This is a genomic window from Stenotrophomonas sp. 10L48 (assembly GCF_056395105.1).
In genome coordinates this window covers 323,300-348,779 of sequence record NZ_JBFTIX010000008.1, presented here as the reverse complement: position 1 = coordinate 348,779, position 25,480 = coordinate 323,300, and the positions used below count along the sequence as shown (strand labels likewise).

Annotated in this window: 21 protein-coding genes; 14 read left to right on the top strand and 7 right to left on the bottom strand. The window is 67.8% G+C overall.

What is annotated here, in order from left to right:
• Positions 1–488 precede the first annotated feature (488 nt).
• Entirely contained in the window at positions 489–1,697 is a 1,209-nt protein-coding gene (gene tyrS, locus AC1DCU_RS15775) for a tyrosine--tRNA ligase (RefSeq protein ID WP_032977018.1), read from the bottom strand.
• Positions 1,698–1,864: 167 nt separating this feature from the next.
• Between tyrS and AC1DCU_RS15770 the strand changes: the two genes are divergently transcribed.
• Together AC1DCU_RS15770 and AC1DCU_RS15765 are read left to right on the top strand one after the other, a co-directional pair.
• Positions 1,865–3,334, top strand: coding sequence for a M23 family metallopeptidase (locus tag AC1DCU_RS15770; protein WP_025879426.1), 1,470 nt, complete (start codon positions 1,865–1,867; stop codon positions 3,332–3,334).
• A gap of 64 nt (positions 3,335–3,398) precedes the next feature.
• Positions 3,399–4,526, top strand: a complete 1,128-nt coding sequence (locus tag AC1DCU_RS15765; RefSeq protein ID WP_080277682.1) for an anhydro-N-acetylmuramic acid kinase — start codon at positions 3,399–3,401, stop codon at positions 4,524–4,526.
• A gap of 54 nt (positions 4,527–4,580) precedes the next feature.
• On the opposite strand, the gene AC1DCU_RS15760 is transcribed toward AC1DCU_RS15765, so the two are convergent.
• The 3 genes from AC1DCU_RS15760 to AC1DCU_RS15750 form a co-directional block, all read right to left on the bottom strand.
• Positions 4,581–4,811 carry a hypothetical protein gene (locus AC1DCU_RS15760; protein ID WP_025879428.1) on the bottom strand — a complete coding sequence of 77 codons (231 nt, stop codon included), beginning with the start codon at positions 4,809–4,811 and terminating at the stop codon, positions 4,581–4,583.
• A gap of 77 nt (positions 4,812–4,888) precedes the next feature.
• On the bottom strand, positions 4,889–6,193 hold the full coding sequence (locus tag AC1DCU_RS15755; RefSeq protein ID WP_032977021.1) for an AmpG family muropeptide MFS transporter: 1,305 nt from the start codon (positions 6,191–6,193) through the stop codon (positions 4,889–4,891).
• A complete protein-coding gene (locus tag AC1DCU_RS15750; protein WP_032977024.1) occupies positions 6,190–6,990 on the bottom strand; it encodes an exodeoxyribonuclease III in 801 nt (266 codons plus the stop codon). Before AC1DCU_RS15750 ends, AC1DCU_RS15755 begins: the two co-directional genes overlap by 4 nt.
• Positions 6,991–7,153: 163 nt before the next feature.
• Here AC1DCU_RS15750 and pyrE point away from each other — a divergent pair, with 163 nt between their 5' ends.
• The 8 genes from pyrE (at position 7,154) to AC1DCU_RS15710 (ending at position 16,614) form a co-directional block, all read left to right on the top strand.
• Entirely contained in the window at positions 7,154–7,813 is a 660-nt protein-coding gene (gene pyrE / locus AC1DCU_RS15745) for an orotate phosphoribosyltransferase (protein ID WP_025879424.1), read from the top strand.
• 19 nt (positions 7,814–7,832) lie between these two features.
• Positions 7,833–8,507: a hypothetical protein gene (locus AC1DCU_RS15740; protein ID WP_025879423.1), complete on the top strand. Its 675-nt coding sequence runs from the start codon at positions 7,833–7,835 to the stop codon at positions 8,505–8,507.
• A 175-nt stretch (positions 8,508–8,682) separates the two neighbouring features.
• The gene (locus AC1DCU_RS15735) at positions 8,683–8,775 is read left to right on the top strand and encodes a potassium-transporting ATPase subunit F (protein WP_313444161.1); all 93 of its coding nucleotides are present in this window, start codon (positions 8,683–8,685) and stop codon (positions 8,773–8,775) included.
• A 12-nt stretch (positions 8,776–8,787) separates the two neighbouring features.
• Positions 8,788–10,497 carry a potassium-transporting ATPase subunit KdpA gene (kdpA, locus tag AC1DCU_RS15730; protein WP_032977028.1) on the top strand — a complete coding sequence of 570 codons (1,710 nt, stop codon included), beginning with the start codon at positions 8,788–8,790 and terminating at the stop codon, positions 10,495–10,497.
• Positions 10,498–10,506: 9 nt separating this feature from the next.
• Entirely contained in the window at positions 10,507–12,567 is a 2,061-nt protein-coding gene (kdpB, locus tag AC1DCU_RS15725) for a potassium-transporting ATPase subunit KdpB (protein WP_025879421.1), read from the top strand.
• Positions 12,564–13,208: a potassium-transporting ATPase subunit KdpC gene (gene kdpC, locus AC1DCU_RS15720; RefSeq protein WP_442251797.1), complete on the top strand. Its 645-nt coding sequence runs from the start codon at positions 12,564–12,566 to the stop codon at positions 13,206–13,208. The genes kdpB and kdpC overlap by 4 nt, the downstream gene beginning before the upstream one ends.
• 51 nt (positions 13,209–13,259) lie before the next feature.
• The gene (locus tag AC1DCU_RS15715; protein WP_025879419.1) at positions 13,260–15,920 is read left to right on the top strand and encodes a sensor histidine kinase; all 2,661 of its coding nucleotides are present in this window, start codon (positions 13,260–13,262) and stop codon (positions 15,918–15,920) included.
• A complete protein-coding gene (locus AC1DCU_RS15710; RefSeq protein ID WP_025879418.1) occupies positions 15,901–16,614 on the top strand; it encodes a response regulator transcription factor in 714 nt (237 codons plus the stop codon). Before AC1DCU_RS15715 ends, AC1DCU_RS15710 begins: the two co-directional genes overlap by 20 nt.
• 335 nt (positions 16,615–16,949) lie before the next feature.
• Here AC1DCU_RS15710 and AC1DCU_RS15705 read toward each other — a convergent pair whose 3' ends face one another.
• From AC1DCU_RS15705 to coaBC, 3 genes are read right to left on the bottom strand one after another with little or no spacing between them, the layout of a single operon-like run.
• On the bottom strand, positions 16,950–19,298 hold the full coding sequence (locus AC1DCU_RS15705; protein WP_282280743.1) for a phosphomannomutase/phosphoglucomutase: 2,349 nt from the start codon (positions 19,296–19,298) through the stop codon (positions 16,950–16,952).
• Between the two features lie 12 nt (positions 19,299–19,310).
• Positions 19,311–19,799, bottom strand: coding sequence for a dUTP diphosphatase (gene dut, locus AC1DCU_RS15700; RefSeq protein WP_025878378.1), 489 nt, complete (start codon positions 19,797–19,799; stop codon positions 19,311–19,313).
• Positions 19,796–21,052, bottom strand: a complete 1,257-nt coding sequence (coaBC, locus tag AC1DCU_RS15695; RefSeq protein WP_059064131.1) for a bifunctional phosphopantothenoylcysteine decarboxylase/phosphopantothenate--cysteine ligase CoaBC — start codon at positions 21,050–21,052, stop codon at positions 19,796–19,798. Before coaBC ends, dut begins: the two co-directional genes overlap by 4 nt.
• Positions 21,053–21,277: 225 nt before the next feature.
• Between coaBC and AC1DCU_RS15690 the strand changes: the two genes are divergently transcribed.
• From AC1DCU_RS15690 to AC1DCU_RS15675, 4 genes are all read left to right on the top strand, one after another.
• Complete coding sequence (locus AC1DCU_RS15690; RefSeq protein WP_025878376.1) at positions 21,278–21,904, top strand: response regulator; 627 nt, start codon at positions 21,278–21,280, stop codon at positions 21,902–21,904.
• A gap of 71 nt (positions 21,905–21,975) precedes the next feature.
• On the top strand, positions 21,976–22,680 hold the full coding sequence (radC, locus tag AC1DCU_RS15685; RefSeq protein WP_032977045.1) for a RadC family protein: 705 nt from the start codon (positions 21,976–21,978) through the stop codon (positions 22,678–22,680).
• Positions 22,681–22,794: 114 nt separating this feature from the next.
• On the top strand, positions 22,795–24,483 hold the full coding sequence (gene argS / locus AC1DCU_RS15680; RefSeq protein WP_025878374.1) for an arginine--tRNA ligase: 1,689 nt from the start codon (positions 22,795–22,797) through the stop codon (positions 24,481–24,483).
• A gap of 21 nt (positions 24,484–24,504) precedes the next feature.
• Positions 24,505–25,398 (top strand): SPOR domain-containing protein, encoded by an 894-nt coding sequence (locus AC1DCU_RS15675; RefSeq protein ID WP_032977036.1) that lies wholly within the window; start codon positions 24,505–24,507, stop codon positions 25,396–25,398.
• The last annotated feature ends 82 nt before the right edge of the window (positions 25,399–25,480 follow it).

Genomic DNA, 25,480 nt, shown 5'->3' with positions numbered 1-25,480 from the left:
CTGCAGATGAATGATTCTGGCAACGTATCGCTTGCTTTAAAACAATTAATAGTTGCTTGATCAAACGTCTGCAAGATGGACAATCATCCTTCCTGCAGGCGCCTTCACAAGATACCTGCGCATACTTTCAAAGATCCGGGGAAGTGGCCTCAGCGCCGTTCCCGTGTGCTGCGAAGTTTCCTTCGTAGCGAGCCGCCTATTATGCCGGACTTTTCGAGTCCGTCAACACCTTTCGTTCGATCATCTCGTTCGTCGGTGGTGGCGTGCCTTGTGTCGCTGAAGCCCCTTGTTGGCGACCCCTGCGACGGGGGAGGGAAAGTATGTCCCTATTCGCGGCCTTTGTGAAGGGGGTGTGGCAACTTTTTTCATCGGATGTTGCATCCGTTCATGCAAAGGCGCCGCCACAGGCCCCGCAAACAGCGGCAGAGCGTCAGCGCCGCTCTGCAGGAGCAGAAGCAGGGGCCGGCTGCGCCGGCCCCTGCCTCCGGTCAGGCAGCGACCAGGCGCACGCGGGCGAAGGTGCGCTTGCCGACCTGCAGCAGCCCCTCGAAGCCGGGCTGCAGTACCTGTTGGCCGTCTTCCACCACTTCACCGTCCACCTTCACCGCACGCTCCTTGAGCTTGCGGTTGGCCTCGGAGTTGCTCGGGGTCAGGCCGGCGGCGGTCAGCAGGGCCGCGATGCGCAGGCCCTCGGCCGGGATGGCCACATCCTGCAGCGGCAGCTGGGTGATGTCGCCCTGCCCGGTAACGGCAGCTTCCCAGCCGGCAATCGCCTGCTCTGCCGCTGCGGCATCGTGGAATCGGGTAGCCAGTTCACGGGCCAGGCGCAGCTTGACCACGCGCGGATTCAGGCCGGCGGCGATCTGCTCGCGCAGGGAGGCCGCTTCGGCCTGGCTGATATCGAAGGACAGCAGCTCGATCCAACGCCACATCAGGGCATCATCGACCTTCATGGTCTTGGTGACGATGTCGATGGCCGGCTCGCTGATGCCGATATAGTTGCCCAGCGACTTGGACATCTTGTTGACGCCGTCCAGGCCTTCCAGCAGCGGCATGGTCAGCACCACCTGCGGCTTCTGGCCGTGGTGTTCCTGCAGGCCACGGCCCATCAGCAGGTTGAACTTCTGGTCGGTACCGCCCAGCTCGACGTCCGCTTCCAGGGCCACCGAGTCGTAGCCCTGCACCAGCGGGTACAGGAATTCGTGGATGGCGATGGACTGCTGGGCGGCATAGCGCTTGGCGAAGTCGTCGCGCTCGAGCATGCGTGCCACGGTGTGCTGGCCGGCCAGGCGGATCATGTCGGCCGCGCTCATCTTGCCGAACCACTCCGAATTGAAGCGGACCTCGGTGCGGCTGCGGTCCAGCACCTTGAACACCTGTTCCTCGTAGGTACGGGCGTTGGCCAGCACGTCGTCACGGCTGAGCGGCTTGCGCGTCAGGCTCTTGCCGGATGGGTCGCCGATCATGCCGGTGAAGTCGCCGATCAGGAAAATGACCTGGTGGCCGAGGTCCTGGAACTGACGCATCTTGTTCAGCAGCACCGTGTGGCCCAGGTGCAGGTCAGGCGCGGTGGGGTCGAAGCCGGCCTTGATGCGCAGCGGGCGGCCTTCCTGCAGGCGCGCGCGCAGATCCTCGAGCTTGAGGATCTCGTCGGCACCGCGGCCGATCAGGGCAAGGGCTTCTTCAATCGAGGACACGTGACTACTCCCGGCAACGCCGTTTCTTATGTGGGGTGTTAAAGCGAAGTTAACCCGATCGGCTTCACAAAAGCCAATAGGCACAAGGGTTTGACGCGAATTTGTTAGGTGTCTATGTTACCGGCGTTTGGGCCCGCGTTCCCGGGTCAGCCAGAGACCGACATCTGATGCTCAATTCCGATCAAGGCCGCGCTCGCAAGCAGCGCTTCCAGGAACGACTCCACGTCCTGCACGACAACGCCCTGCACCGGAAGCTGAGGCAACACCTTCCCGCTGCGTTCAATGAGCGCTGGACGCGGCGTCATTGGATGCACGCCAGCCTGTTTGTGACCATTGGCGCGCTGGTGGCCACGATCGTGCCGGGCTTCTCGCACACCATCGATGCGCCCTACGCCGACAGCCACACCAGCCTGGCACTGCCGTTGCCGCCGTTGGCAATGGCCCGCCAGCAGCAGATCCCCGGCGACAGCTGGCAGGTGCTGCGGGTGCAGCGCGGGCAGACCCTGAGCGACCTGTTCGACAAGGCCGGCATCTCCGCCACGACCCTGCACCGGGTGCTGGACCATCCGGGTGCGCGCGAATCGCTGACCAAGCTGCGCCCGGGTGCCGAGATCGCCTTCGACATGCCGCTGTCCGGTGACCTGCGCAGCATCCGCTTCGACCGCGATGCCGACAACCGGGTCGAACTGAGCCTGAGCGGCGATGACATCAAGGAAACGGTGACCAAGCGCGAGACATCCACGCGCACGGTGGTCACCAGCGGCGAGATCACCAGTTCGCTGTATGCGGCCGCGCGCCGCGCCGGACTGTCACCGTCGGCGATCGCGACGATGACCGACGACATCTTCAAGTACGACATCGACTTCTCCAAGGACCTGCAGCCGGGCGACCGCTTCAGCGTGGTGATGGATGAGACCTGGCGCGAGGGCGAGAAGGTCGATACCAGCAAGATCCTGGCGGCGACCTTCACCACCGGCGGCAAGACCTATTCCGGCTTCCGCTTCGACCGCAACGGCAAGTCCGAGTACTACGACATCAGCGGCCGTTCGCTGAAGAAGAGCTTCATCCGCATGCCGATCCCGTTCGCACGGCTGAGTTCGACCTTCGGCGCGCGCAAACACCCGGTGCTGGGCAAGATGCGCATGCACAAGGGCGTGGACTACGCCGCGCGCACCGGTACCCCGATCATGGCCGCCGGCGATGCGCGGGTGCAGTTCGTCGGCGTGCAGCGCGGTTATGGCAACGTGGTGATCCTCGACCACGGCCGTGGCCACACCACCCTGTACGGCCATATGTCGCGCTTTGCCGGGATCAAGAATGGCCAGCGCGTGGCCCAGGGCACGGTGATCGGCTACGTCGGCTCGACCGGCCTGGCGACCGGCCCGCACCTGCACTACGAATTCCGCGTCAATGGCGAGCACCGCAACCCGCTGACGGTGACCATGCCGCCGCCGGAGCCGCTGAAGGGCGCCGAGCTGGTGGCCTTCCGGGCGCAGACCGCGCCGGCGATGGCCCGCATCCAGGGCATGGAGAAGCTGATCTACGCCGACGCCAGCCCCGCGCCGGCCGCCGAAAGCGCGAGCACCGAGGTGGCCAGCGCCAAGGACAAGGCGCCGGCAGGCCGCAAGCGCGGCTGAGCCCTGCGTTGACGAAGGAGGACACGGCAGCACAAGCTTGCCGTGTCCTTTTTTTATGCCCGCCATGAACACCACTGCCGATCCGTCCCTTCCCCTCTACCTGGGCCTGATGTCGGGCACCAGCGCTGACGGCATCGATGCCGCGCTGGTGCAGTTCCCGGCCGATGGGGGGTGCCGCTTCGTGCACGGGCTGACCGCCCGCTGGGAGCCGGTGCTGCGGGCGCGGCTGGTGGCCCTCGGCGAAGGCGGCCCGCTGCAGTCGCTGGAGGAGCTGGGCGAACTGGACGCGCGGATTGCGATCAGCTTCGCCGCCGCCGCCAACCAGCTGCTGGAAGAAGCCGGTGTCGACCGTTCGCAGGTACGAGCCATCGGCTCGCACGGGCAGACGGTGCGCCATCGACCGTTGGCCGACCCGGCCTTCACCGTGCAGCTGGGTGACGGCAACCGCATCGCCGAGCTGACCGGCATCACCACCGTGTGCGATTTCCGCCGCCGTGACGTTGCCGCCGGTGGCCATGGAGCGCCGCTGATGCCGGCTTTCCACCTGGACATGCTGGGTGCGGCCGATGAGGACCGTGCGGTGCTGAACCTGGGCGGGATCGCCAACCTGACCCTGATTCCCCGCGAGGGCGTCGTGCGTGGCTTCGATACCGGCCCGGCCAACGCGCTGATGGATGCCTGGTGCCAACGCCATACCGGGCGCAGCTTCGATGCTGACGGCGCCTACGCAGCCAGCGGTGCGGTGGATGACAGCCTGCTGGCCGGCTGGCGCGCGGATCCGTGGTTCGCGCTGCCGCCGCCCAAGAGCACCGGGCGCGAGCAGTTCCACCTGCCGTGGGCCGAAGCACACATGGAGGAAGGCCAGTTCGCCGCAGCAGATGTGCAGGCGACACTGCTGGAGCTGACCGCGGCGACGGTGGTTGATGCGCTGCTGGCCCAGCAGCCGCACACCCGGCGGGTGCTGGTGTGCGGCGGTGGCGTGCGCAATACGCAGTTGATGCGGCGGCTGGCGGCGCGGTTGCCGGGCGTGGTGGTGGAGTCCACGGCGCTGCACGGGCTGGACCCGGAGTATGTGGAGGCGATGGGGTTTGCCTGGCTGGCGCAGCGGACGATGGACGGGCTGCCGGGCAACCTGCCGAGCGTGACCGGGGCGACGGGGCCGCGGATTCTCGGGGCGATCCATCCGGCGTGAGGTGACGCCATCCGCCGGGCTCCGCCGGGCCATGCCCGGCGACCCGACATCAGATCAATCGAAGCCCTGGCCGGCCGGCAGCGCCTGCAGTGCGGCGATCGCGTCGGAAAGCGCGTCGACTTCGGGATCGCCGAAGCCGGAGCGGACCTCCAGTTCACTGCTGAACAGGCCCTGCTCCAGCAGGACCGCGCAGGTCTGTTCGTGGGTCCAGCCACGGGCCACCGAGACCCGTTTGATGCGTTCCAGCAGCAGCGGGTCCAGGTCCCGCAGCACTACGTCGGCCATGCTCACTTCCCCGTTCGCAAGGCACCGCCCCCTCGGCGCGTCGGGGCGATCATCCCGCAGTAAGCGCACACAGGCAATCAGGCGGCGGGAGACGGCCCACGATCAACGATGCGTGGCCACAGCCAGGCCAGCAGCAGCATGGTGGGCACCACCGTGACGGCGCTGAGCATGAAGAAGGTGCTGTACGAGGTGGCCTCCACGATGTAACCGGAAACGCCGCCGACGAACTTGCCCGGCAGGTTGGCCAGCGATACCAGCAGGGCATACTGGGTTGCGGTGAAGTTGCGATCGGTCAGCGAAGACATGAAAGCCACCAGCACCGTGCCGGCAAAGCCCTGGAACAGGTTGTCGGCGCTGAGCGCGGCGTAGAACGCCCACAACTGCCCGGGATTGTGCGCCATCAGCAGGAAGGCCAGATTCGACAGGGCCACGCCCAGCGCCGCGACAAGCAGCATCCGGCGGAAACCGAAGGCGGCGACGGCGATACCGCCAAGGAACGCCCCACCAATACCCATCCACACGCCGAACAGCTTGGAGACCGTAGCGATGTCGGCCTTGTCGAAGCCCGAATCGAGATAGAAGGGTCCGGCCATCACGCCGATGACCTGGTCGGGAAACTTGAAGAACCCGACGAACGCCAGCAGCGCCAGCGCCAGTGCCATGCCGTTGCGGGTGAAGAAGCTGGTGATCGGCTGTACGAACGCTTCGGCAATGTCGATGCGGCGCTGCACGGCGTTGGCCGGGCGCTCCGGTTCGCGGCAGAACAGCGTGGTGATGATCGGCAGGATCATCAGTGCGGCCATGGCCAGATAGGCAATGATCCAGCCTTCGAACTGTGCCAGGTACAAGGCGCCGGCACCGGCCAGGATCAGGCCGATGCGATAGCCCAGCGTGTACGTGGCGGCCAACGCGGCCTGCGCGGTCTGCGGCGCGATCTCGATGCGGTAGGCGTCGACCACTGAATCCTGGGTGGCACCTGCAAACGATGCCACCAGTACCCAGGCCACCAGCGGCCACACGCCCTGCTCTGGCCGCACGAACGCCAGTGCCACCAGGCCCACCAGCACCAGGATCTGCGAGACCAGCAGCCACGAGCGGCGGCGACCGAGGAACCCCAGCAACGGAAACGCGTAGCGATCCAGCAGGGGTGCCCAGACGAACTTGAGCAGGTAGAAGAAGCTGGCCAGGCTGATCAGGCCGATGCTGCCCAGATCGAGGCCGACATCGCGCAGACGGGTGGACAGGGTCTGCGAGGCGATCAGCAGGAACGGCAGGCCACTACCGAAGCCCAGCAGGGCCATGGTCAGCGCCGAGGGCGTACCGAACGCACGCTTGATGCCGGCCCAGCCCTTGTAACCGGCAGGCTTGGCAGCCTCGGTCACAGGTCGTAGTCCACGATGAACGGCGCGTGGTCGGAGAAGCGCTGGTCGCGGTAGATCGAGCAGCTGCGCAGGCGGTCACGCAGGCCCGGGGTGATGAACTGGTAGTCGATGCGCCAACCAACGTTGTTGGCGCGGGCGGCGCCACGGTTGCTCCACCAGGTGTAGTCCTCGCCGGTCGGGTTGAGCAGGCGGTAGGCATCGGCCCAGCCGCGACCTGCGCCCACATCGGTGGCCTGGCCATGGTCGGCACACAGGGCATTGAGCCAGTCGCGTTCCTCGGGCAGGCAGCCGGAGTTCTTCTGGTTGGACTTCCAGTTCTTGATGTCCAGCGCCGAGCGAACGATGTTCCAGTCGCCGCACAGCACGTAGTCGCGGCCACTGCGCGCCCATTCCTCGAGGATCGGCCGCAGCCACTCCATCACTTCAAACTTGAAGCCCTGGCGCAGGTCGCCCGAACTGCCGGACGGGATATAGAAGGAGACCACGCTGAGGTTGCCGAAGCGGGCCTCGATGTAGCGGCCTTCGTCGTCGAACGGGGCCCAGCCCAGCGAGGTGATGACCTGGTCCGGTTCGCGCTTGCTGTAGATCGCCACGCCGCTGTAGCCCTTCTTGGTGATGGCATCGCGGTAGAAGCAATGGTGGCCGTCCGGGCGGAACATCGGGTCGGTCAGCTGGTCTTCCTGGGCCTTGGTCTCCTGGATGCAGAGGACGTCGGCGTCCTGGCCACGGAACCAGTCGAGGAAGCCCTTGGTGGCGGCCGAGCGGATGCCATTGGCGTTGAAGCTGATGATGCGCATGCGGAAGAACCTACGGCGGGAAACCGGGCAAGCATACCGGTTGCCTGCCGGGCTGAGCAGCCCGCGGGGGCAGCTGCGGATACCTGCGTGAAGGGGCCGGACGAGCGCAGAAAGCCCAGCTGGATTAGGATTTGCGCTCCAAATGAAGATGAATCGAGTTTTGATGAGCGACCACCGTCACCGTTTCCTGCAGCTGGCCCTGACCGCCGACGCCCTGCGCTTCGGCCAGTTCACCCTCAAGTCCGGCCGGCTGAGCCCCTATTTCTTCAACGCCGGCCGTTTCGACTCCGGTTCCCTGCTGTCGCAGCTGGGGGCGTGCTATTCCGACGCCATCGACGCCACCGGGATCAAGTACGACGTGGTGTTCGGCCCGGCCTACAAGGGCATTCCGCTGGCCACCGCAATGGCCTGCGAGCTGGCCCAGCGTGGCCGCGATCTGCCGCTGTCGTTCAACCGCAAGGAAGTGAAGGACCATGGTGAAGGCGGCCAGTTGATCGGCGCCGACATGACCGGCAAGCGCGTGCTGATCGTCGACGACGTGATCACCGCCGGCACCGCCATCCGCGAGGCGCTGGCGATCATCCGCGCTGCGGGCGGTATTCCGGCCGGCATCGTGGTGGCCCTGGACCGCCAGGAGATCGCCTCGGACAGCGACCATCGCTCCGCCGCACAGGCCGTGGCCGAAGAGGCCGGCATCCCGGTGATCGCCGTGGCGACGCTGGCCGACCTGCTTGATTTCGCGTCCGGAAATCCGGAACTTGTAGGCTACCGGCAGCCGCTGGAGGCCTATCGCGCCCAGTACGGCGTCCGTTCCACGCGCTGACCATCAGGGGGAAGGTCGCATGTTCCGAGTTCCTGCCATCGTTGCTGCCAGCCTGCTGCTGGTGATGCCGCAGACGCTGCTGGCACAGTCCAGCGGCAAGGCCGCAGACAAGAAGCTGTACTGCTGGAACGAGGGCAAGGAGCGGATCTGCAGCGACGCGCTGCCGGCCGATGCGGTCAACCACGCCCGTGATGAGTTCAGCGCCAACAGCGGCCTGCGCAACGCGCAGGTGCAGCGCGCGTTGAGCGATGAGGAACGCGCTGCCGCCAGCACGGCGGCGGCGCAGGTCCAGCTGGATCAGATGGCCGAGCAGACCCGGCAGCGTACCGAACAGGCGATGCTGACCACCTACGGTGATGAGAATGCGCTGCGGCGCGTGTTCGCCGAGCGCCAGGAGGTGCTCGACAACAACCTCAAGACCGCCCAGTACAACGTGGCCAGCCTGCGCGAATCGCTGGTGGCCCTGCTTGCTGCCGCCGGCGACCGCGAACTGGCCGGCGGCAAGGTGGCCGACAAGCAGGCCCAGGCGATCGGCCAGCGCCATGCGCAGCTGCAGTCGCAGCAACGGCTGCTGGCCAGTTTCGAACAGCAGCAGCAGGCATTGAAGGTCGAAATCGAAAGCAGCCTGCAGCGCTATCGGCAGCTGAAGGGATTGGCGCCGGTGGACGTGCCGGCACAGACCCCGGCGGGTTGAGCGGCGCGCTGTTCGCCCGGCATGGCCCGGCGCTGCCGCTTGCCGGGTTACGGCCTGGACCCTGGAATTTATGCACTCTTTACGCGTCGGCCCTGTCCGGCGCGTAGTGCGTTTATGGGGGCGGGGACGACGATGACGGCCTGAGGTGGAGGGGTTCCACCAGGTCTCAAATTCCATGTCCCCCTGGCTGTCGTTGCTGTGTGGCGTGCTGGTGCTGGTTGCCGCCGCCTATCTTGTTTATGTCGTGCTGCGGCCCGAGTCGTTCTGAGCGGAGCCTGCCATGACTGAAATTCTTGCCATTCTTGCCGCCAGCCTGCTGCTGGCCTGGCCCCTGGGCCTGTACCTCGCCCGGGTGATGCGCGGCACGCCGATGAAGGTCGACGTGCTGTTCCACTGGATCGAAAAGCCGCTGTACAAGGTGCTCGGCGTTGATCCTTCACGTTCGATGTCCTGGCGTGGCTACGTGCTGGCATTCGTGCTCAGCAACGTGGTGATCGCGGTGCTGACCCAGGCCGTGTTCATGACCCAGGCGTGGTTGCCGTTGAATCCGGACCAGATCCCGAACATGCGCTGGGACACGGCGCTGCACACGATGATCTCGTTCCTGACCAACACCAACCAGCAGCACTATTCCGGCCAGGCCCAGCTGTCCTACTTCTCGCAGATGACCGGCATCACCGGCCTGCAGGTGGTGACGCCGATGATGGGCCTGGCGCTGGCCGTGGCCACGTTGCGTGCATTGTTCTCGCGCGCGCCGAAATCGGTTACTGCGCCCGCCGCGGGCGATGACCGCCAGGTGGCGGTGGGCAATTACTACGCCGACGTCGTGCGCCTGTGCGTGCGCTTCCTGCTGCCGCTGTGCCTGGTATGGACGCTGCTGCTGACCAGCCAGGGCGTGCCCTCCACGATGGCCGGTGGCCCCCAGGCCACGCCGATCGATGCCAGTGCCGGCATGGCGCAGCAGAAGCTGCCGCTGGGCCCGGTTGCGGCGATGGTCGCGGCCAAACAGCTGGGCGCCAACGGCGGCGGCTGGTATGGCCCGAACAGCAGCTTCCCGCTGGAGAACCCGACCCCGGTGTCGAACATGCTGGAGGTGATCGGCATCCTGCTGGTGCCGATGGCGGTGATCTTCATGATCGGCGCGTTCACCGGGCGCCGTCGTTTCGGCGCGCTGGTGTTCAGCTGCATGCTCGGCATGTCGCTGCTGTCCACCGGTGCGATGGTATGGAGCGAGGGCCATAGCGCCAGCGCGGCCACGCCGCTGCTGATGGAAGGCAAGGAAGTACGCTTCGGCGCCGATGGCACCGCGCTGTGGGCGGCGGTGACCACCCAGGTCTCCAACGGTTCGGTCAACGGCATGCATGATTCGCTGAGCCCGCTGTCCGGCGGCCTGGCGATGGTCAACATGCTGGTCAGCGCGATCTGGGGCGGCATCGGCTGCGGCCTGCAGCAGTTCATCGTGTACCTGCTGCTGGGTGTGTTCCTGGCCGGGCTGATGACCGGCCGTACACCGGAACTGTTCGGCCGCAAGCTGGAAACGCCGCAGGTGCGCCTGCTGGCACTGCTGGTGCTGCTGCAGCCGATCACCCTGCTGCTGTTCACCGCGATCACGCTGGCCGTGCCGGGTCTGGCGGGCACCTCCAATCCCGGCTTCCATGGCATCAGCCAGGTGTTCTACGAGTACGTCTCGGCCTACGCCAACAACGGCTCGGGCTTCGAGGGACTGGGTGACGCCACGCCCTGGTGGAACCTGAGCTGCTCGCTGGTGCTGCTGCTGGGCCGCTTCCCGCTGCTGATCATCCCGCTGGTGGTGGCCGCACAGCTGGCCGCCAAGCGGCAGGCCCCTGAATCGGCCGGCAGCCTGCAGATCGAAACCCCGACGTTCGCCCTGACCCTGGTCTCGGTGATCGTCATCCTGACCGTGCTGCAGTTCATGCCGGCGCTGGTACTCGGCCCGATCGCCGACCACCTGAGCCTGGGACTGCACTGAGGACACCCCATGAGTAGTCACGCAACCGCAAACCGTTCCTCTTCCGTGGCTTCCCGCCCGGCCCTGCTCGATGCCGCCGGCCTGCGCCGCGCGCTCATCGAGGCCGTACGCAAGCTGTCGCCGATGCATCTGGTGCGCAGCCCGGTGATGGCGGTGGTGATGGCCGGCACGATCGTCGCCGCGATCATCACCCTGACCGGCAATGCACCACTGGGCTTCGGCCTGGCGGTGACCGCGATCCTGCTGGTCACCGTGCTGTTCGGCAATTTCGCCGAGGCCGTGGCCGAAGCACGTGGCCGTGGCCAGGCCGCCTCGCTGCGCCGCGCCCGCCAGGACCTGGTGGCGCGTCGCCTGGCGTCGGCGCAGGCCGGTGCCAGCGAGACCCAGGTGCCCGCCGCGGAACTGCGCCCCGGTGATCATGTGATCGTCAGTGCCGGCGAGCTGGTGCCGGCCGACGGCGAGATCGTGCAGGGCCTGGCCACCATCAACGAAGCGGCGGTGACCGGCGAGTCGGCACCGGTGCTGCGCGAGGCGGGTACTGATCGCTCCGGCGTGATCGGCGGCACCAAGGTGCTGTCCGACCAGATCGTCGTGCGCATCACTGCCGAGCCGGGACACAGCTTCCTGGACCGCATGATCGCGCTGGTGGAAGGCGCCAACCGTCAGAAGACCCCGAATGAAATCGCGCTGACCCTGCTGCTGGCGGCGATGACGCTGACCTTCCTGGTGGTGGTGGCGACGCTGCCGGCGATCGGTGCGTCGGTGGGCGTCAAGGTGGATCCGCTGCTGCTGATCGCGCTGCTGGTGTGCCTGATCCCGACCACCATCGGTGGCCTGCTGCCGGCCATCGGCATCGCCGGCATGAACCGCGCGCTGGCGGCCAACGTGCTGGCCAAGTCGGGCAAGGCGGTGGAAGTGGCCGGTGACGTCGACGTGCTGCTGCTCGACAAGACCGGCACCATCACCTACGGCGACCGCCAGGCCAGCCACTTCCACGCACTGGCCGGAATCGACGCCGACCAGCTGCGTGAGGCGGCGCTGCTGTCATCGCTGGCCGACCCGACCCCGGAAGGCAAGTCGATCGTGCGCCTGGCCCGCGAACAGGGCTGCACCACCGCCGAGCCGGACCAGGCCGACTACCTGGCCTTCAGTGCGCAGACCCGCATGTCCGGTGTCGACCTGATGCACGGCCGGCAGATCCGCAAGGGCGCTGCCGATGCGATCCGCGCCCATGTGCAGGCGCTCGGCGGCACCGTACCGGCCGAACTGGCCGGGCGCGTGGACCAGGTCGCGCGCAACGGTGCCACGCCGCTGGTAGTGGCCGAGGGTCGCCATGTGCTGGGCGTGATCGAGCTGTCGGACGTGGTCAAGCACGGCATGCGCGAGAAGTTCGCACAGCTGCGGGCGATGGGCATCCGCACGGTGATGATCACCGGTGACAACCCGCTGACGGCTGCTGCGATCGCCGCCGAAGCCGGCGTGGATGACTACATCGCCGAGGCACGGCCCGAGGACAAGCTGGCCCGCATCCGTGCCGAGCAGGCCGGTGGCCGCCTGGTGGCGATGGTCGGCGACGGTACCAACGATGCGCCGGCGCTGGCCCAGGCCGACATCGGCCTGGCGATGAATTCGGGCACGCAGGCGGCCAAGGAAGCCGGCAACATGGTCGATCTGGATTCGGATCCGGCCAAGCTGCTGGCGGTGGTGGAGGTGGGCAAGCAGCAGCTGATCACCCGCGGCGCGCTGACCACGTTCTCGCTGGCCAACGATGTGTCCAAGTACTTCGCGATCCTGCCGGCGTTGTTTGCCGCCACCGTGCCTGCGATGGCCGCGCTGAACGTGATGCAGCTGTCGAGCCCGCGCAACGCGGTGCTTGCGGCGCTGATCTTCAATGCCCTGGTGATTCCCGCCCTGATCCCGCTGGCGTTGCGCGGTGTGCGCTTCCGCCCGGCCACCGCAACGGCGCTGCTGCGCCGGAACATGCTGGTGTACGGCCTGGGTGGCGTGCTGCTGCCGTTCGCGGCGATCAAGTTGATCGACCTCCTTCTTGTCCTGGTATTCGGCGCATGAACCGTTCTGACTCCCCTTCCCTTTCCCGCGAGCTGAAGCGCGAGGCGCGCGTGGCCACGCTGCAGGATGGCGCCAGCTGGCGCCCGGCCATCGGCCTGGGCGTGGCCACCCTGCTGCTGGCCGGTGCGGTCTACGCCGGCATCGCCACCGGTTTTGCCGGCCTGTCCTTCCCGGCGCAGGCCGAAGGCAGCCTGCTGCGCGATGGCCGCGGCCAGGTGCGTGCGTCGGCATGGCTGTCGCAGCCGTTCACCGGCGATGGCTACTTCCAGGCGCGACCGTCGGCCGCCAACTACGACCCGATGGCGGCGGCCGGCTCCAACCTGGCCCGCAGCAACCCGGCGCTGGCCGAGCGTGTGGCGGCGAGCACCGCAGCAGTGGCCGCGCGCGAAGGCGTCACGCCCGCGCAGGTGCCTGCCGATCTGGTCACCCAGTCCGGCGGCGGGCTGGATCCGCAGTTGTCGCCGGCGGCAGCGCAGCTGCAGGTGGCCCGGGTGGCGCGTGCGCGTGGCCTGCCCGTCGAGCAGGTGCAGGCACTGGTGAAGGCCAACACGCAGGGCCGGCAATGGGGCGTATTCGGCCAGCCACGGGTGAACGTGGTGACGCTGAACTTCGCACTGGACCACGCGGCACGCGCGCCGTGATGCAGGGCTGCACCCGCTGCGCGCACAATGGCGGCCATGACAGCGGCTCCCATGACTGATCTGCGGACCCGCCAGGCCAACGCCCTGGTGGAAGGACTGCAACGCGAAGCCGGTGGCAAGCTCACCGTGTTCCTGGGCGCTGCGCCCGGCGTCGGCAAGACCTACGCCATGCTGACCCGCGCGCAGGAACAGCTGCGCCGTGGCGTGGACCTGGTGGTCGGGCTGGTGGAGACCCACGGCCGTGCCGATACCCAGGCCCTGCTGGAAGGCCTGCCACGGCTGCCGCTGAAGGACGTGGCCTACCATGGCCACGACCTGCAGGAGATGGACCTGGACGCCGTGCTGGCGAGAAAACCAGCGCTGGTGCTGGTGGACGAGCTGGCCCATCGCAATGCGCCGGGCAGCCGCCACGAACGGCGCTGGCAGGACGTGATGGAACTGCTGGACGCCGGCATCGACGTCTGGACCACGGTCAACATCCAGCATCTGGAAAGCCTCAACGATGTGGTGATGCGCATCACCGGCGTGCGTGTCAGCGAGACCGTGCCCGATGGCGTGCTCGACCGCCTGCATGACATCGTGCTGGTCGACCTGCCGCCGCGCGAACTGATCGCGCGCCTGCAGCAGGGCAAGGTGTACGTGCCCGAGCAGGCCGCGCAGGCCCTGCAGGCGTTCTTCTCGCCGGCCAACCTGACCGCATTGCGCGAGCTGGCGATGCAGGAGGCCGCCGACCGTGTCGACAGCAGCCTGCGCGAAGCCCGCGCCGCGCGCGGCGAGAGCAATCTGCCGTTGCGGCGTGGCGTGCTGGTGGCGATCGACGGCGGTGGCCAGAGCGAATACCTGGTGCGGGTGGCACGGCGCATCGCCGAACGCCGCGATGCACCGTGGACGGTGGTGACGGTGCAGGGGCGCCGCCAGGACGAAGCGACCCGGCGCGAGATCGATGCTGCGTTCGCGCTGGCCCGCCGCCTCGGCGGCGAAGCCGAGCTGCTGCATGGTTCAAGCATCGCCGATGCATTGCTCGACCACGCCGCGCACAACGGCGTATCGACGCTGGTGCTGGGGCGTACCCGCGAACGGCCGCTGGCGCGGATGTTCAACCGCACCCTGACCCAGCAGCTGATCCAGCGCGGCGCGCACTACGAGATCACCATCATCAGCACGCCGCAGGCGCGTGCGCGTTCCCGTCGAGAGGGGCTGCTGCCACCGATGCGCGGGGTCAGCCACGAGCCGTTGCAGGCCCTGATCGCCACCGCCCTTGCCTGCGCGGTGGCGTGGCTGGTCGAACGCTGGGTGGGCATGGCCGATCTGTCGATGGTGTTCATCGTGGCGGTGGTGCTGGTGGCTGCACGTACCCGCGCCAGCGTCGCGGTGATGGCGGCGATCCTGTGTTTTCTCGCTTACAACTTCCTGTTCATCGCGCCGCGCTTCACCTTCGCCATCGGCGCGCGGCAGGGCGTGATCACCGTGTTCCTGTTCCTGGCGGCGGCGCTGGTGGCCGGACGCCTGGCGTCGCGCCTGCGCATGCAGGTGATCGCACTGCGCGCGGCCAACCGCCATGCACGCGCACGCCAGCAGCTGGGCCGGCAGCTGGCCAGCGCGGCCGGCAATGGTGAAGTGGCACAGGCCGGCCGGCATGCGCTGGAACAGGCCATGGACGTACCGGCCTGGCTGCGGATCGGCGCCGATACCGCCGCCGGTGGCCGCAGCCTGCCCGGTGATACCGATCTGGCGGCGGCCGACTGGGCCCTGCGCCATGGCCAGCCCAGTGGCCGCTTCACCGATACCCTGGCCGGCGCGCAATGGTGGTTCCTGCCGCTGCTGGACGGCGAAGACCGCGCGATCGGCGTGGCCGGCCTGTACCTGCCGGGTGCGCAGGCGCGGCTGCTGCCCGAACAGCGCCAGCTGGCCGAAGCGATGGTCGACGACATCGCCCAGGCCGCGTTGCGCACGCGCCTGGTGGCCGAGCTGGAACAGGCGCATGTGAGCAACGAGACCGAGCGGCTGCGCTCTGCCCTGCTTTCCTCGGTGTCGCACGACCTGCGTTCGCCGCTGGCAGCGATGATCGGCTCGGCCGACAGCCTGGCCAGCTACGGTACGGCGATGGATCTGGCCGACCGCCGCGCGTTGCTGGACACCATCCTGGTCGAAGGCGAGCGCCTGGACCGCTACATCCAGAACCTGCTGGACATGACCCGGTTGGGCCACGAGGGCCTGAAGATCAACCGCGACTGGATAGGCGTGGACGAGCTGATCGGTTCGGCCGCCCGACGCCTGCAGCGCTACCAGCCGAAGGTGCGGCTGGAGCTGGATATTCCGGCAACGCTGGCACCGATATGGGTGCATCCGGCACTGGTGGAACAGGCGGTGTTCAACGTGATGGAGAACGCTGCCAAGTTCTCGCCAGCCGATGCCGCCGTGCAGGTGCTGGCGCGCGAACTGGACGGTCAGCTGCGCATCGACGTGATCGATGCCGGCCCCGGCATTCCCGACGACGAGCGCGCGCGCATCTTCGACATGTTCTACAGCGTCGAACGCGGCGACCGCGGCCGCCACGGCACCGGCCTGGGCCTGACCATCTGCCAGGGCATGATCGGCGCACACGGCGGCAGCGTGCAGGCGCTGCCCGGGCGCGACGGTCGCGGTACCCTGATCCGCATTACCCTGCCCCTGCTCAAGCCAGCCTCCCACGATGAGTCCGACCCCGACTGATGCCAGCGCGCCGGCCCCGCGCGTGCTGGTGATCGACGATGAAACACAGATCCGCCGGTTCCTGGACATCAGCCTGCGCGCGCAGGGCTACCAGGTGCGCCAGGCCGCGACCGGCCAGGAAGGCCTGCAGATGGCTGCCAGCGAGGACATGGACCTGGTGATCCTGGACATCGGCCTGCCGGACATGGAAGGCCACGAGGTACTGGAGCAGCTGCGGCAGTGGAGCCAGGTGCCGGTGATCATGCTGACCGTGCGTGCCGGCGAAACCGAGAAAGTGCGTGCACTGGACAACGGCGCCAACGACTATGTGACCAAGCCCTTCGGCACCCAGGAACTGATGGCGCGGGTGCGGGCGCTGCTGCGCACACGCAGCGTGCCGACCGATGGCACGCCGCCGGTGTTCGACGATGGCCACCTGCACGTGGACCTGGTGCGCCGTGAAGTGGCGATCGATGGCGAGCTGGTGGCATTGACCCGCAAGGAGTACGCATTGCTGTCGCTGCTGCTGCGCAATGCCGGGCGGGTGGTCACCCAGCCACAGATCCTGCAGGAAATCTGGGGGCCCACCCACCAGCACGACACCCACTACCTGCGCATCCTGGTCGGCAAGCTGCGGCACAAGCTGGGCGACTCGGCGCTGGATTCGCGCTACCTGTTCACCGAACCGGGCGTGGGGCTGCGGTTCAAGGGGTGAGGCGTGCCGACCCTCGGTCGGCACCCACCAGACAAGTAGATCCACGCCATGCGTGGATGGACATCATCGAAGAGCATCCACGCTTGGCGTGGATCTACTGTGTCGACCAAGGTCGACACCCACCAACAGCACCGGGAAATTGTCAGAGGTGGGGCGGTGTCGGAGTGCGGGGTGTCAGCCGCATGGATGCGGCTGCCAAGCCTACAAGGACGTACTTGCGGCGTCCCCGCACTCCGACACCGCTCCACCAACCCACGGAGTGCCCGCTGTTGCTGTTGAGGTTGCCGGCCAGCGGCCGGCACTACCGCGGGTGCCGGGCGCAGCCCGGCCTCACCTCAGAACCCCAGCGGGGTGTCGCCCAGCACCGGCTGCAGCTGGCTGCGGAACAGCGCCTGGATACGCTCCAGTGCTGCTTCGTCGTTGCCTTCGAAACGTAGCACCAGCACCGGCGTGGTGTTGGAGGCGCGAACCAGGCCCCAGCCGTCGGCGAAGTCCACCCGCAGGCCGTCGATGGTCGACAGGCGGCCGCCGACATACGGGTTGTCCGGCGACTGCGCAGCGGCCACCAGCATCGCCACCAACGCATGCGGGGTGCCCTCGGCCACCGGCACCTTCAGCTCCGGCGTCGCCACCATTTCCGGCAGTTCGGCCAGCACTTCGTCCGGCGTTTCCTCGCGCTGGGCCAGGATCTCCAGCAGGCGTGCAGCGGCATACAGGCCATCGTCAAAGCCGAACCAGCGTTCCTTGAAGAAGAAGTGGCCGCTCATCTCGCCCGCCAGTTCGGCGTCGGTCTCGCGCATCTTCGCCTTCATCAGCGAGTGCCCGGTCTTCCACATCAACGGGCTGCCGCCGTTGCGCAGCACGTGATCGGACAACCTGCCGGTGCACTTCACGTCGTAGATCACCATCGCGCCCGGGTTGCGCATCAGCACGTCGGCGGCGAACAGCATCAGCAGACGGTCGGCGTAGATGATCTTGCCTTCACTGGTGACCACGCCAAGGCGATCGCCATCACCATCGAACGCCACGCCGAGGTCGGCGCCAAAGCGCTTGACCGTCTGCACCAGGTCTTCCAGGTTGGCCGGCTCGCTGGGATCGGGGTGGTGGTTGGGGAAGGTGCCGTCGACATCGCAGTACAACGGGATGACTTCTGCGCCGATCGCTTCCAGCAGCTGCGGGGCGAAGGCACCGGCCACGCCGTTGCCCGCGTCGGCCACCACTTTCAGTGGTCGGTCCAGCTGCACGTCATCGGCAATACGCTGGATGTAATCGGCGGCGACCTCGCGCTGCTGGTAATCACCCGGCTCCGCAGCCTGCACCAGACGGCCTTCGACAATGCGCTGGTAAAGGTCGGTGATCGCATCGCCGGACAGGGTCTCACCACCGATGACGATCTTGAAACCGTTGTAGTCCGGCGGATTGTGGCTGCCGGTGACCGCTACACAGGTACCGGTGCGCAGATGGAAGGCGGCGAAATACACCACCGGGGTCGGCGCCAGGCCGATATCGATGACCGCACAGCCGGCACGCCGCAGGCCTTCGGCAAGACCGGCCGACAGTTCGGGACCGGACAAGCGCCCATCGCGACCGATCACCACCTCGCGCAGGCCCTGCTCAAGGGCGACGGTGCCGATGGCCTGGCCGATCAGCGCGGCGGTGCGCGCCGTCAGCTGGCTGCCCACGACGCCGCGGATGTCGTAGGCGCGGAAGATGCCTGCAGCCAGCTCGTCGGCCGGAACCGGTGGCGGTGGAGGTGGCGCAGCCTCGGCCACCGTCTCGCCGGGCACAGTTGGCGGGACCATCTGCAGGCTTTCGCGCAGGGTCGGGCCGTGATCGGCGTCGGCCACCGCGCTGCGCCGGCTGGGCAGCGGCAGTGATTTCGGCAGCCGGCCACGACCTACCACCAGCAGTACCGCGATGAAGCCCAGCAGCAGGGCGACAATCGCGCTGGCGAGGGCTCCCAGCCCCAGCGGGCCGGGTTCCACATTGGGCACCCCGGCGGCCAGCCGCAACGGCGTTCCCGCCACCGGGCGCGCCATTGCTTCGGCGCTCTCGGACAGGCCGGTATCGCCCTGCACCACGATGTTGTGTGCTCCCTGGCGCAGCGCCAGGAAGCCATTGCCGGGGGCGCTCACCTGATCCAGCGGCGCGGTCAACCGCAGCAGCGGCTGGCGGACATACACCACCGCCGGCCCGACACCGGCCAGTTGCACCGGCGCGGCCAGACCCAGGCGGTTGCCGCCGCCATCGTGGACCACGCGCAGGGTTGCCTTGCCTTCGGCCAGCGCAGATTCCAGCAGGGCCAGGCGTGCGAATCCAAAAGTGGCCGCATCGGCATAGCCTGCGGCCAGGTCAGCGCCCAGCACCTCCACCTGCTCGACGCCGGTCCAGCTTTCCCGCAGCGCCAGCGCGGCGCCGGCGGCATCACCGGCCTGCAGCGCCTGCTGCACGCGGTCGCCCTTCAACTGCTGCTGCAGCTGCTGCAACTGGCCGGAGGCAGCCTGCTGCAGCCCTTGCACGGCCTGGTCGCGCGCCTGTTCCAGCGCGTCCCCGCTGGCGGCCTGCCGCCACTGCTGCACCGCGCTCCAGCCGAACCAGGCGGCCAGCAGTACCAGCAGCACGCCCAGCAATGGCGCGCTGCGTCCCAACGTCGTTCCCCGCTGTGCTTCCCCGATGCCGCTCATCGATGTCCCCTGTCAACGCACCCCGGTATGGCCGAATCCACCCGTTCCCCGCACGCTGTCGGTGAAAGTATCCACCACCTGCAGGCTGACGCGGGCAATCGGCACGATCACCAACTGGGCGATGCGATCGCCCGGCTCGATGGTGAAGGCCTCGCGGCCACGGTTCCAGACACTGATCAGCAGCGGCCCCTGGTAGTCGGCGTCGATCAGGCCGGTGCCGTTGCCGAGCACGATGCCATGGCGATGGCCCAGGCCCGAACGCGGCAGGATCACTGCGCACAGATGAGGATCGGCGATATGGATGGCCAGGCCGCTGGGAACCAGTGCGGTATCGCCCGGCTGGAGGGTCAGCGCGGTTTCCAGCGCCGCGCGCAGATCCATGCCGGCGCTGGCTTCGGTGGCATAGGCCGGCAGCGGCCAGCTGTCGCCGAAGCGGGGGTCGAGCAGCTTTACCTGCAACGGTTGCGGGGAGAGTCCGTGGGTGTTGCTTGCCTGGGTCATGCCTGAAGCCTCCGCGCGATCAGCGCCAGCAGTTGTTCGGCCAGCTCACGCTTGGAAGTAGCCGGGAATACCTGTTCGCCATCCTGCCAGAAGGCCGTGGCGGCATTGTTGTCGCTTTCGAAACCACCGCCGCTGATGCCCACCTGGTTGGCGATCACCAGGTCCAGGCGCTTGTCGACCAGCTTGCCGCGCGCATATTTCTCCACATCGTGGGTCTCGGCGGCAAAGCCGACCACCAGCTTCAACGACTGCGTCTGCGCGGCAACCTCGGCCAGGATGTCCGGGGTGCGCACCAACTCGATCACCAGCGACTGGCTGTCGGCGGTCTTCTTCAGCTTCTGCGCGGCCACCTGGCGCGGGGTGTAGTCGGAAACGGCGGCAGCACCGATGTAGATGTCGGCCGGCAGCGCATCCAGCACCGCTTCGCGCATCTGCGCGGCAGAGCGCACATCGATGCGCTGCACGCCGGGCGGCGTCGGCAGCTGCACCGGGCCGCTGACCAGCACCACCTGGGCACCGAGCCCGGCGGCAGCGGCGGCCAGCGCGTAGCCCATCTTGCCGCTGCTGCGGTTGCCCACGTAACGCACCGGATCGATGTCTTCATAGGTCGGGCCAGCGCTGATCAGCAGTCGCAGGCCCTGCAGGGCGCGCGTTTCCGGCGCTGCGGCAGCGGCAGCGCCGTTGGCGGCCAGGGCGGCGACGATGTCGGCCGGCTCGGCCAAACGACCGGGGCCGGATTCGCCTTCGGCCAGCGGCCCATCGACCGGACCGATCACCTGCGCGCCGCGCTGGCGCAGCAGGGCGATATTGGCCTGGGTGGCCGGATGCAGCCACATCCGATGGTTCATCGCCGGGCACACGGTCAGCGGTGCGGTGCTGGCCAGGCACAAGGTGCTGACCAGGTCGTCGGCGTGGCCCTGGGCCAGGCGGGCCAGCAGGTCGGCGGTGCCTGGCGCGATCACGATGCGATCGGCCCAGCGTGCCAGTTCAATGTGGCCCATGGCCTGTTCGGCGGCGCTGTCCCACAAGGTAGTGCGGGTCGGCTGGCCGGAAAGGGCCTGGAAGCTGAGTGGGGTGACGAACTGCTGGGCGCCGGCCGTCATCGCCACCTGCACCAGCGCACCGGCATCACGCAGGCGTCGAACCAGTTCCAGGGCCTTGTAGGCCGCGATCCCGCCACCGACACACAAGAGCAGTTTCTGGCCTTCCAGCGCGCGGGTCCGCGTCGGGGAAGCGTTGGGAGAATCAGCCACCTGGAATTCCTGTGCAAACGAGGGCGTTAGCTTACCCGAAGGCCAGCAACCTCCCGGTGCACGCGGCACATAGCGGGCGGCTATCAGCACATGGGCGGGGGCCGATGGAGTTTTCCGGGTTTGCTGCGCGCCGATTCGGAACTTTCCTATACCTCTTCGCGTCCCCGCTTTGCAGAATCATTGCTGGCCACCGAGGTGTGCCGTTCGATTTCCCAGGAGTTCCCCGTGCAACCGCGCATCATCATTGCCGACGACCATCCGGTCGTCCTGCACGGCATCCGAATCGTGCTTGAGCGTCACCAGATGGACGTGGCCGGTGCCGCTGCCGACGGTGCCGGACTGCTGCAGCTGCTGGTCCAGCAGCCCTGCCACGCCGTACTCACCGACCTGTCCATGCCCGGCCCCGGCCCGGACGGCCCTGAACTGCTGGCCGAGCTGCGCCAACGCCATCCCGACCTTCCCGTGGTAGTGCTGACCGGGGCCAGGCACCCGGGCTTGCTCGATGGCCTGCTGCGCGATGGCGTACACGGCCTTGTCGACAAGAGCGCCGACTTCGCCGAACTACCGCAGGCCCTGCATGCCGCCATGGCCGGGCAGGTGTTCGTTTCCGACCAGCTGCGGCGCCACCTGCAGGCCCGCGATCTGCTGTTCCCCCATCCACCGGCTGCGTTGTCGACACGCGAACTGGAAGTGCTGCAACTGCTGACCGATGGCCTGAACATCAATGCCATCGCCGACCGCAGCGGGCGCAGCCCGAAGACGATCAGCCGGCAGAAGGCCGAAGCCATGCGCAAGCTGGGCCTGCAGACCAACCAGGAACTCTACGACTACCTGCAGACCCGGCGCGACTGAGGGCTTGGCCGACCCGCAGGTGCGGCAAGGGCTTATGGGAGCGGTCGGCGATGATCGCCATGATGGGTGCCATGCCCATCCATGAATGGCCCGAAGAAGAGCGCCCCCGCGAGAAGCTGCTGGCCCGCGGTCCCACTTCACTGTCCGACGCCGAACTGCTGGCCCTGTTCCTGGGTTCCGGCATTGGCGGCCGGGACGCCGTACAGACCGCGCGCGACCTGTTGCTCGCCCACGGCCCGTTGCGCGTGCTGCTGGACCGCTCCGCCCGCGAACTATCGAAACTCCCCGGGTTGGGGCCGGCTCGCAGCTGCACGCTGGCCGCAGGGCTGGAGCTGGCCCACCGCTACCTGGCCGCTGAACTGCAACAGGGCGAAGCGGTCGGCAACAACCCTGCCGCCGTCGGCCGTTACCTGCAGCACCGTCTGCGTGGGCAGGCACGGGAACTGTTCGTGGTCCTGTTCCTGGACAACCGCCACCGCCTGATCGCCTGCGAGGAACTGTTCGCCGGTACCATCAACGCGGCCCCGGTCTACCCCCGTGAAGTAGTGCGCAGAGCCCTGCTGCACAACGCCGCCGCGGTCATCCTCAGCCATAACCATCCCTCTGGCGACCCGGAACCCTCGGCCGCCGACGCGCAGATCACCGAGGAACTGCAACGGGCCTTGGCACTGGTCGACATCCGCCTGCTGGACCACTTCGTGGTCGGCGAGGGGCGTCCGGTTTCGTTTGCTGAACGGGGTCTTCTGCCACCGCTCCAGGCCCGCCTGGTCGGATGAGCCCCGCAGCAGCACGCCGCGACGCGTGCCCTGGCAGGCAGGCCCCGGTCAGCGTTGAGGCCGGCATCTGCGCTAAAATGGGCGATTCCGCCGCTCATTCTCACAGCAGGCCTCGTGAAAAATCTCCTCCGCGCCCTGATCAGCCAAGGCATCGAAGCCTTGCGCGCCAATGGCACCCTGCCCGTCGACTCCCTGCCGCCGGACTTCGTGGTCGAGCGCCCGAAGACCCGCGACCATGGCGACTTCGCCACCAACGCCGCGATGCTGCTGGCCAAGGCCGCGCGCAGCAATCCGCGCGCACTGGCACAGGCGCTGGTCGAGGCACTGCCGCGCAGCGAAGACGTCAGCAAGGTCGAGATCGCCGGCCCCGGCTTCATCAATTTCCACCTGGCGCCGGCCGCGTACCAGCGTGAAGCCGTCACCGTCATCAAGGAAGGCGCCGATTACGGCCGCAACCTGTCCGGCAATGGCCGCACGGTAGGCGTGGAGTATGTGTCGGCCAACCCGACCGGTCCGCTGCATGTCGGCCACGGCCGCGCCGCGGCCATCGGCGACTGCGTGGCACGCGTGCTCGATGCCAACGGCTGGAATGCCAAGCGCGAGTTCTACTACAACGATGCCGGCGTGCAGATCGAGAACCTGGCGCTGTCGACCCAGGCCCGGGTGAAGGGCATTGCCCCGGACCAGGAAGGCTGGCCGGAAGGCGGCTACCGCGGCGACTACATCGCCGACGTGGCACGTGCCTACATGTCCGGCGCCAGCGTCGACCTGGAAGGCACCCTGGTGGTCGGCGCCAAGGACCCGGACGACCTGCAGGCGATCCGCCGCTTCGCCGTGGCCTACCTGCGCAACGAGCAGAACCTGGACCTGGCCGCGTTCGGCGTGGATTTCGACATCTACTTCCTGGAAAGCTCGCTGTACGCCGATGGCAAGGTCGCCGAGGCAGTGGCCAAGCTGCAGGCGTCGGGCCATACCTATGAGGAAGGCGGCGCGCTGTGGCTGCGCAGCACCGACTTCGGTGACGACAAGGACCGCGTGATGCGCAAGTCCGACGGCACCTTCACCTACTTCGTGCCGGACGTGGCCTACCACCTGTCGAAGTGGCAGCGCGGCTACGAGCGCGCGATCACCGAACTGGGCGCGGACCACCACGGTTCACTGGCGCGCGTGCGTGCCGGCCTGCAGGCCATGGAAGTGGGCATCCCGCAGGGCTGGCCTGAATACGTGCTGCACCAGATGGTCACCGTCATGCGCGGCGGCGAGGAAGTGAAGCTGTCCAAGCGTGCCGGCAGCTACTTCACCCTGCGCGACCTCATCGAAGAAGCCGGCCGCGACGCGACCCGCTGGTTCCTGATCGCACGCAAGCCCGATTCACAGCTGACCTTCGACATCGACCTGGCCCGTCAGCAGAGCAACGACAACCCGGTGTTCTACGTGCAGTACGCACATGCCCGTGTCTGCAGCCTGCTGCGCCAGGCGCAGGAGAAGGGTCTGGTCTACGAACAGGGCACCGGCCTGTCCAATCTGGGCCGCCTGGCCGATGACGCATCGCTGGCCCTGATGAACGAGATCTCGCGTTATCCGGAAGTGGTGGAAGCGGCCGGCGTGGCGCTGGAACCGCATCTGGTCGCGCAGTACCTGCGCGAATTGGCGCACGCCTTCCACACGTGGTATCACGGGACGCCGGTGCTGGTGGACGACGCGACCGATCGCAATGCCAAGTTGACCCTGGCCTGCGCGGCGCGCCAGGTACTGGCCAACGGCCTCGACCTCCTGGGCGTTTCCGCCCCGGAAAAAATGTAAGCCTCAGGAGACGCAGTAGACATGGCAGCACGACGCGGCAAGACACAGGCTCGGCGCAACAGCAGCCAAGGCACGCCCGGATGGGTGTGGCTGGTTGCCGGCGTGGCGATCGCCGCCGTGGTGTTCCTGGCGGCGCCGAACCTGTTCAAGGGCGAGGGCGATGGCTTCCTGCGCGCCGGTCCGCAGCCGAACCCGAACGCGCAGCCGGCGCCGGTGGCCGATGGCGAAGGCGATGTCGGCACCCAGCCGGCCGCACAGCCGGTCACGCCGAAACCGGCTGAGCCGGAAAAGCCGGCCGCCACCCAGTACGACTTCTACACCCTGCTGCCTGGCAAGGAAGTGGAGATGTCCGACGCCGAACTGGCCGCCAGCGCGCGCGCCGAGGAACAGCGCCGGAGCAAGGCCGAAGCGCAGCGCGCGCAGGCCGCACTGGAAGGCAAGCCCGTGCCGGCGGCGGTTGCGGCCGCAGCCCCTGCGGCGACGGCGAGCGTTGCCAGCACCGCGCCGGTGACCGCCACCAGCCGTCCGCTGCCGACGCCGGTGAGTGAACGCCCGACGACCGCCGCGCCAGCGGCCACCACCGCGCCGGCCAGCACCAGCACCGTTGCCGCCGCTCCTGCGGCACGCAGCGAAACCGCGCCGGCCACCGCCAGCACTGCAGCAGCCCCGGCACCGGCCGACAACGCCCGCTACATCCTGCAGGCCGGTGCGTTCGGCGCGTCCGGCGATGCCGAAGCGACCAAGGCCAAGCTGGCGATGATGGGCCTGGCCGCACGCGTGGAGTCGGCGCAGATCAACGGCAAGACCGTGTACCGCGTACGCATGGGGCCCTATGGCACCGCCGGTGAGCTTTCCGAAGCCAAGCAGAAGCTGGATGGCACCGGCCTGCAGGCGATGGCGATCAAGGCGCAGTAAGCGTGCAGGCATAATGAAAAAAGCCGGGCATTGCCCGGCTTTTTTTTTGCCCGTGCAGCGCCGGGCTCGACGCTGCAGACAG

Coding starts and splice junctions, on each gene's coding strand:
- AC1DCU_RS15760 (WP_025879428.1), bottom strand. CDS start 4,811: ATGGCCGACGTAGTGCTGCGGGACCTGGACCCGCTGCTGCTGGAACGC.
- AC1DCU_RS15740 (WP_025879423.1), top strand. CDS start 7,833: ATGTTCCGAGTTCCTGCCATCGTTGCTGCCAGCCTGCTGCTGGTGATG.
- AC1DCU_RS15675 (WP_032977036.1), top strand. CDS start 24,505: ATGGCAGCACGACGCGGCAAGACACAGGCTCGGCGCAACAGCAGCCAA.
- AC1DCU_RS15770 (WP_025879426.1), top strand. CDS start 1,865: ATGCTCAATTCCGATCAAGGCCGCGCTCGCAAGCAGCGCTTCCAGGAA.
- AC1DCU_RS15735 (WP_313444161.1), top strand. CDS start 8,683: ATGTCCCCCTGGCTGTCGTTGCTGTGTGGCGTGCTGGTGCTGGTTGCC.
- dut (WP_025878378.1), bottom strand. CDS start 19,799: ATGACCCAGGCAAGCAACACCCACGGACTCTCCCCGCAACCGTTGCAG.
- AC1DCU_RS15750 (WP_032977024.1), bottom strand. CDS start 6,990: ATGCGCATCATCAGCTTCAACGCCAATGGCATCCGCTCGGCCGCCACC.
- radC (WP_032977045.1), top strand. CDS start 21,976: ATGCCCATCCATGAATGGCCCGAAGAAGAGCGCCCCCGCGAGAAGCTG.
- AC1DCU_RS15715 (WP_025879419.1), top strand. CDS start 13,260: ATGACTGATCTGCGGACCCGCCAGGCCAACGCCCTGGTGGAAGGACTG.
- AC1DCU_RS15705 (WP_282280743.1), bottom strand. CDS start 19,298: ATGAGCGGCATCGGGGAAGCACAGCGGGGAACGACGTTGGGACGCAGC.
- kdpC (WP_442251797.1), top strand. CDS start 12,564: ATGAACCGTTCTGACTCCCCTTCCCTTTCCCGCGAGCTGAAGCGCGAG.
- kdpB (WP_025879421.1), top strand. CDS start 10,507: ATGAGTAGTCACGCAACCGCAAACCGTTCCTCTTCCGTGGCTTCCCGC.
- kdpA (WP_032977028.1), top strand. CDS start 8,788: ATGACTGAAATTCTTGCCATTCTTGCCGCCAGCCTGCTGCTGGCCTGG.
- AC1DCU_RS15710 (WP_025879418.1), top strand. CDS start 15,901: ATGAGTCCGACCCCGACTGATGCCAGCGCGCCGGCCCCGCGCGTGCTG.
- pyrE (WP_025879424.1), top strand. CDS start 7,154: ATGAGCGACCACCGTCACCGTTTCCTGCAGCTGGCCCTGACCGCCGAC.
- AC1DCU_RS15765 (WP_080277682.1), top strand. CDS start 3,399: ATGAACACCACTGCCGATCCGTCCCTTCCCCTCTACCTGGGCCTGATG.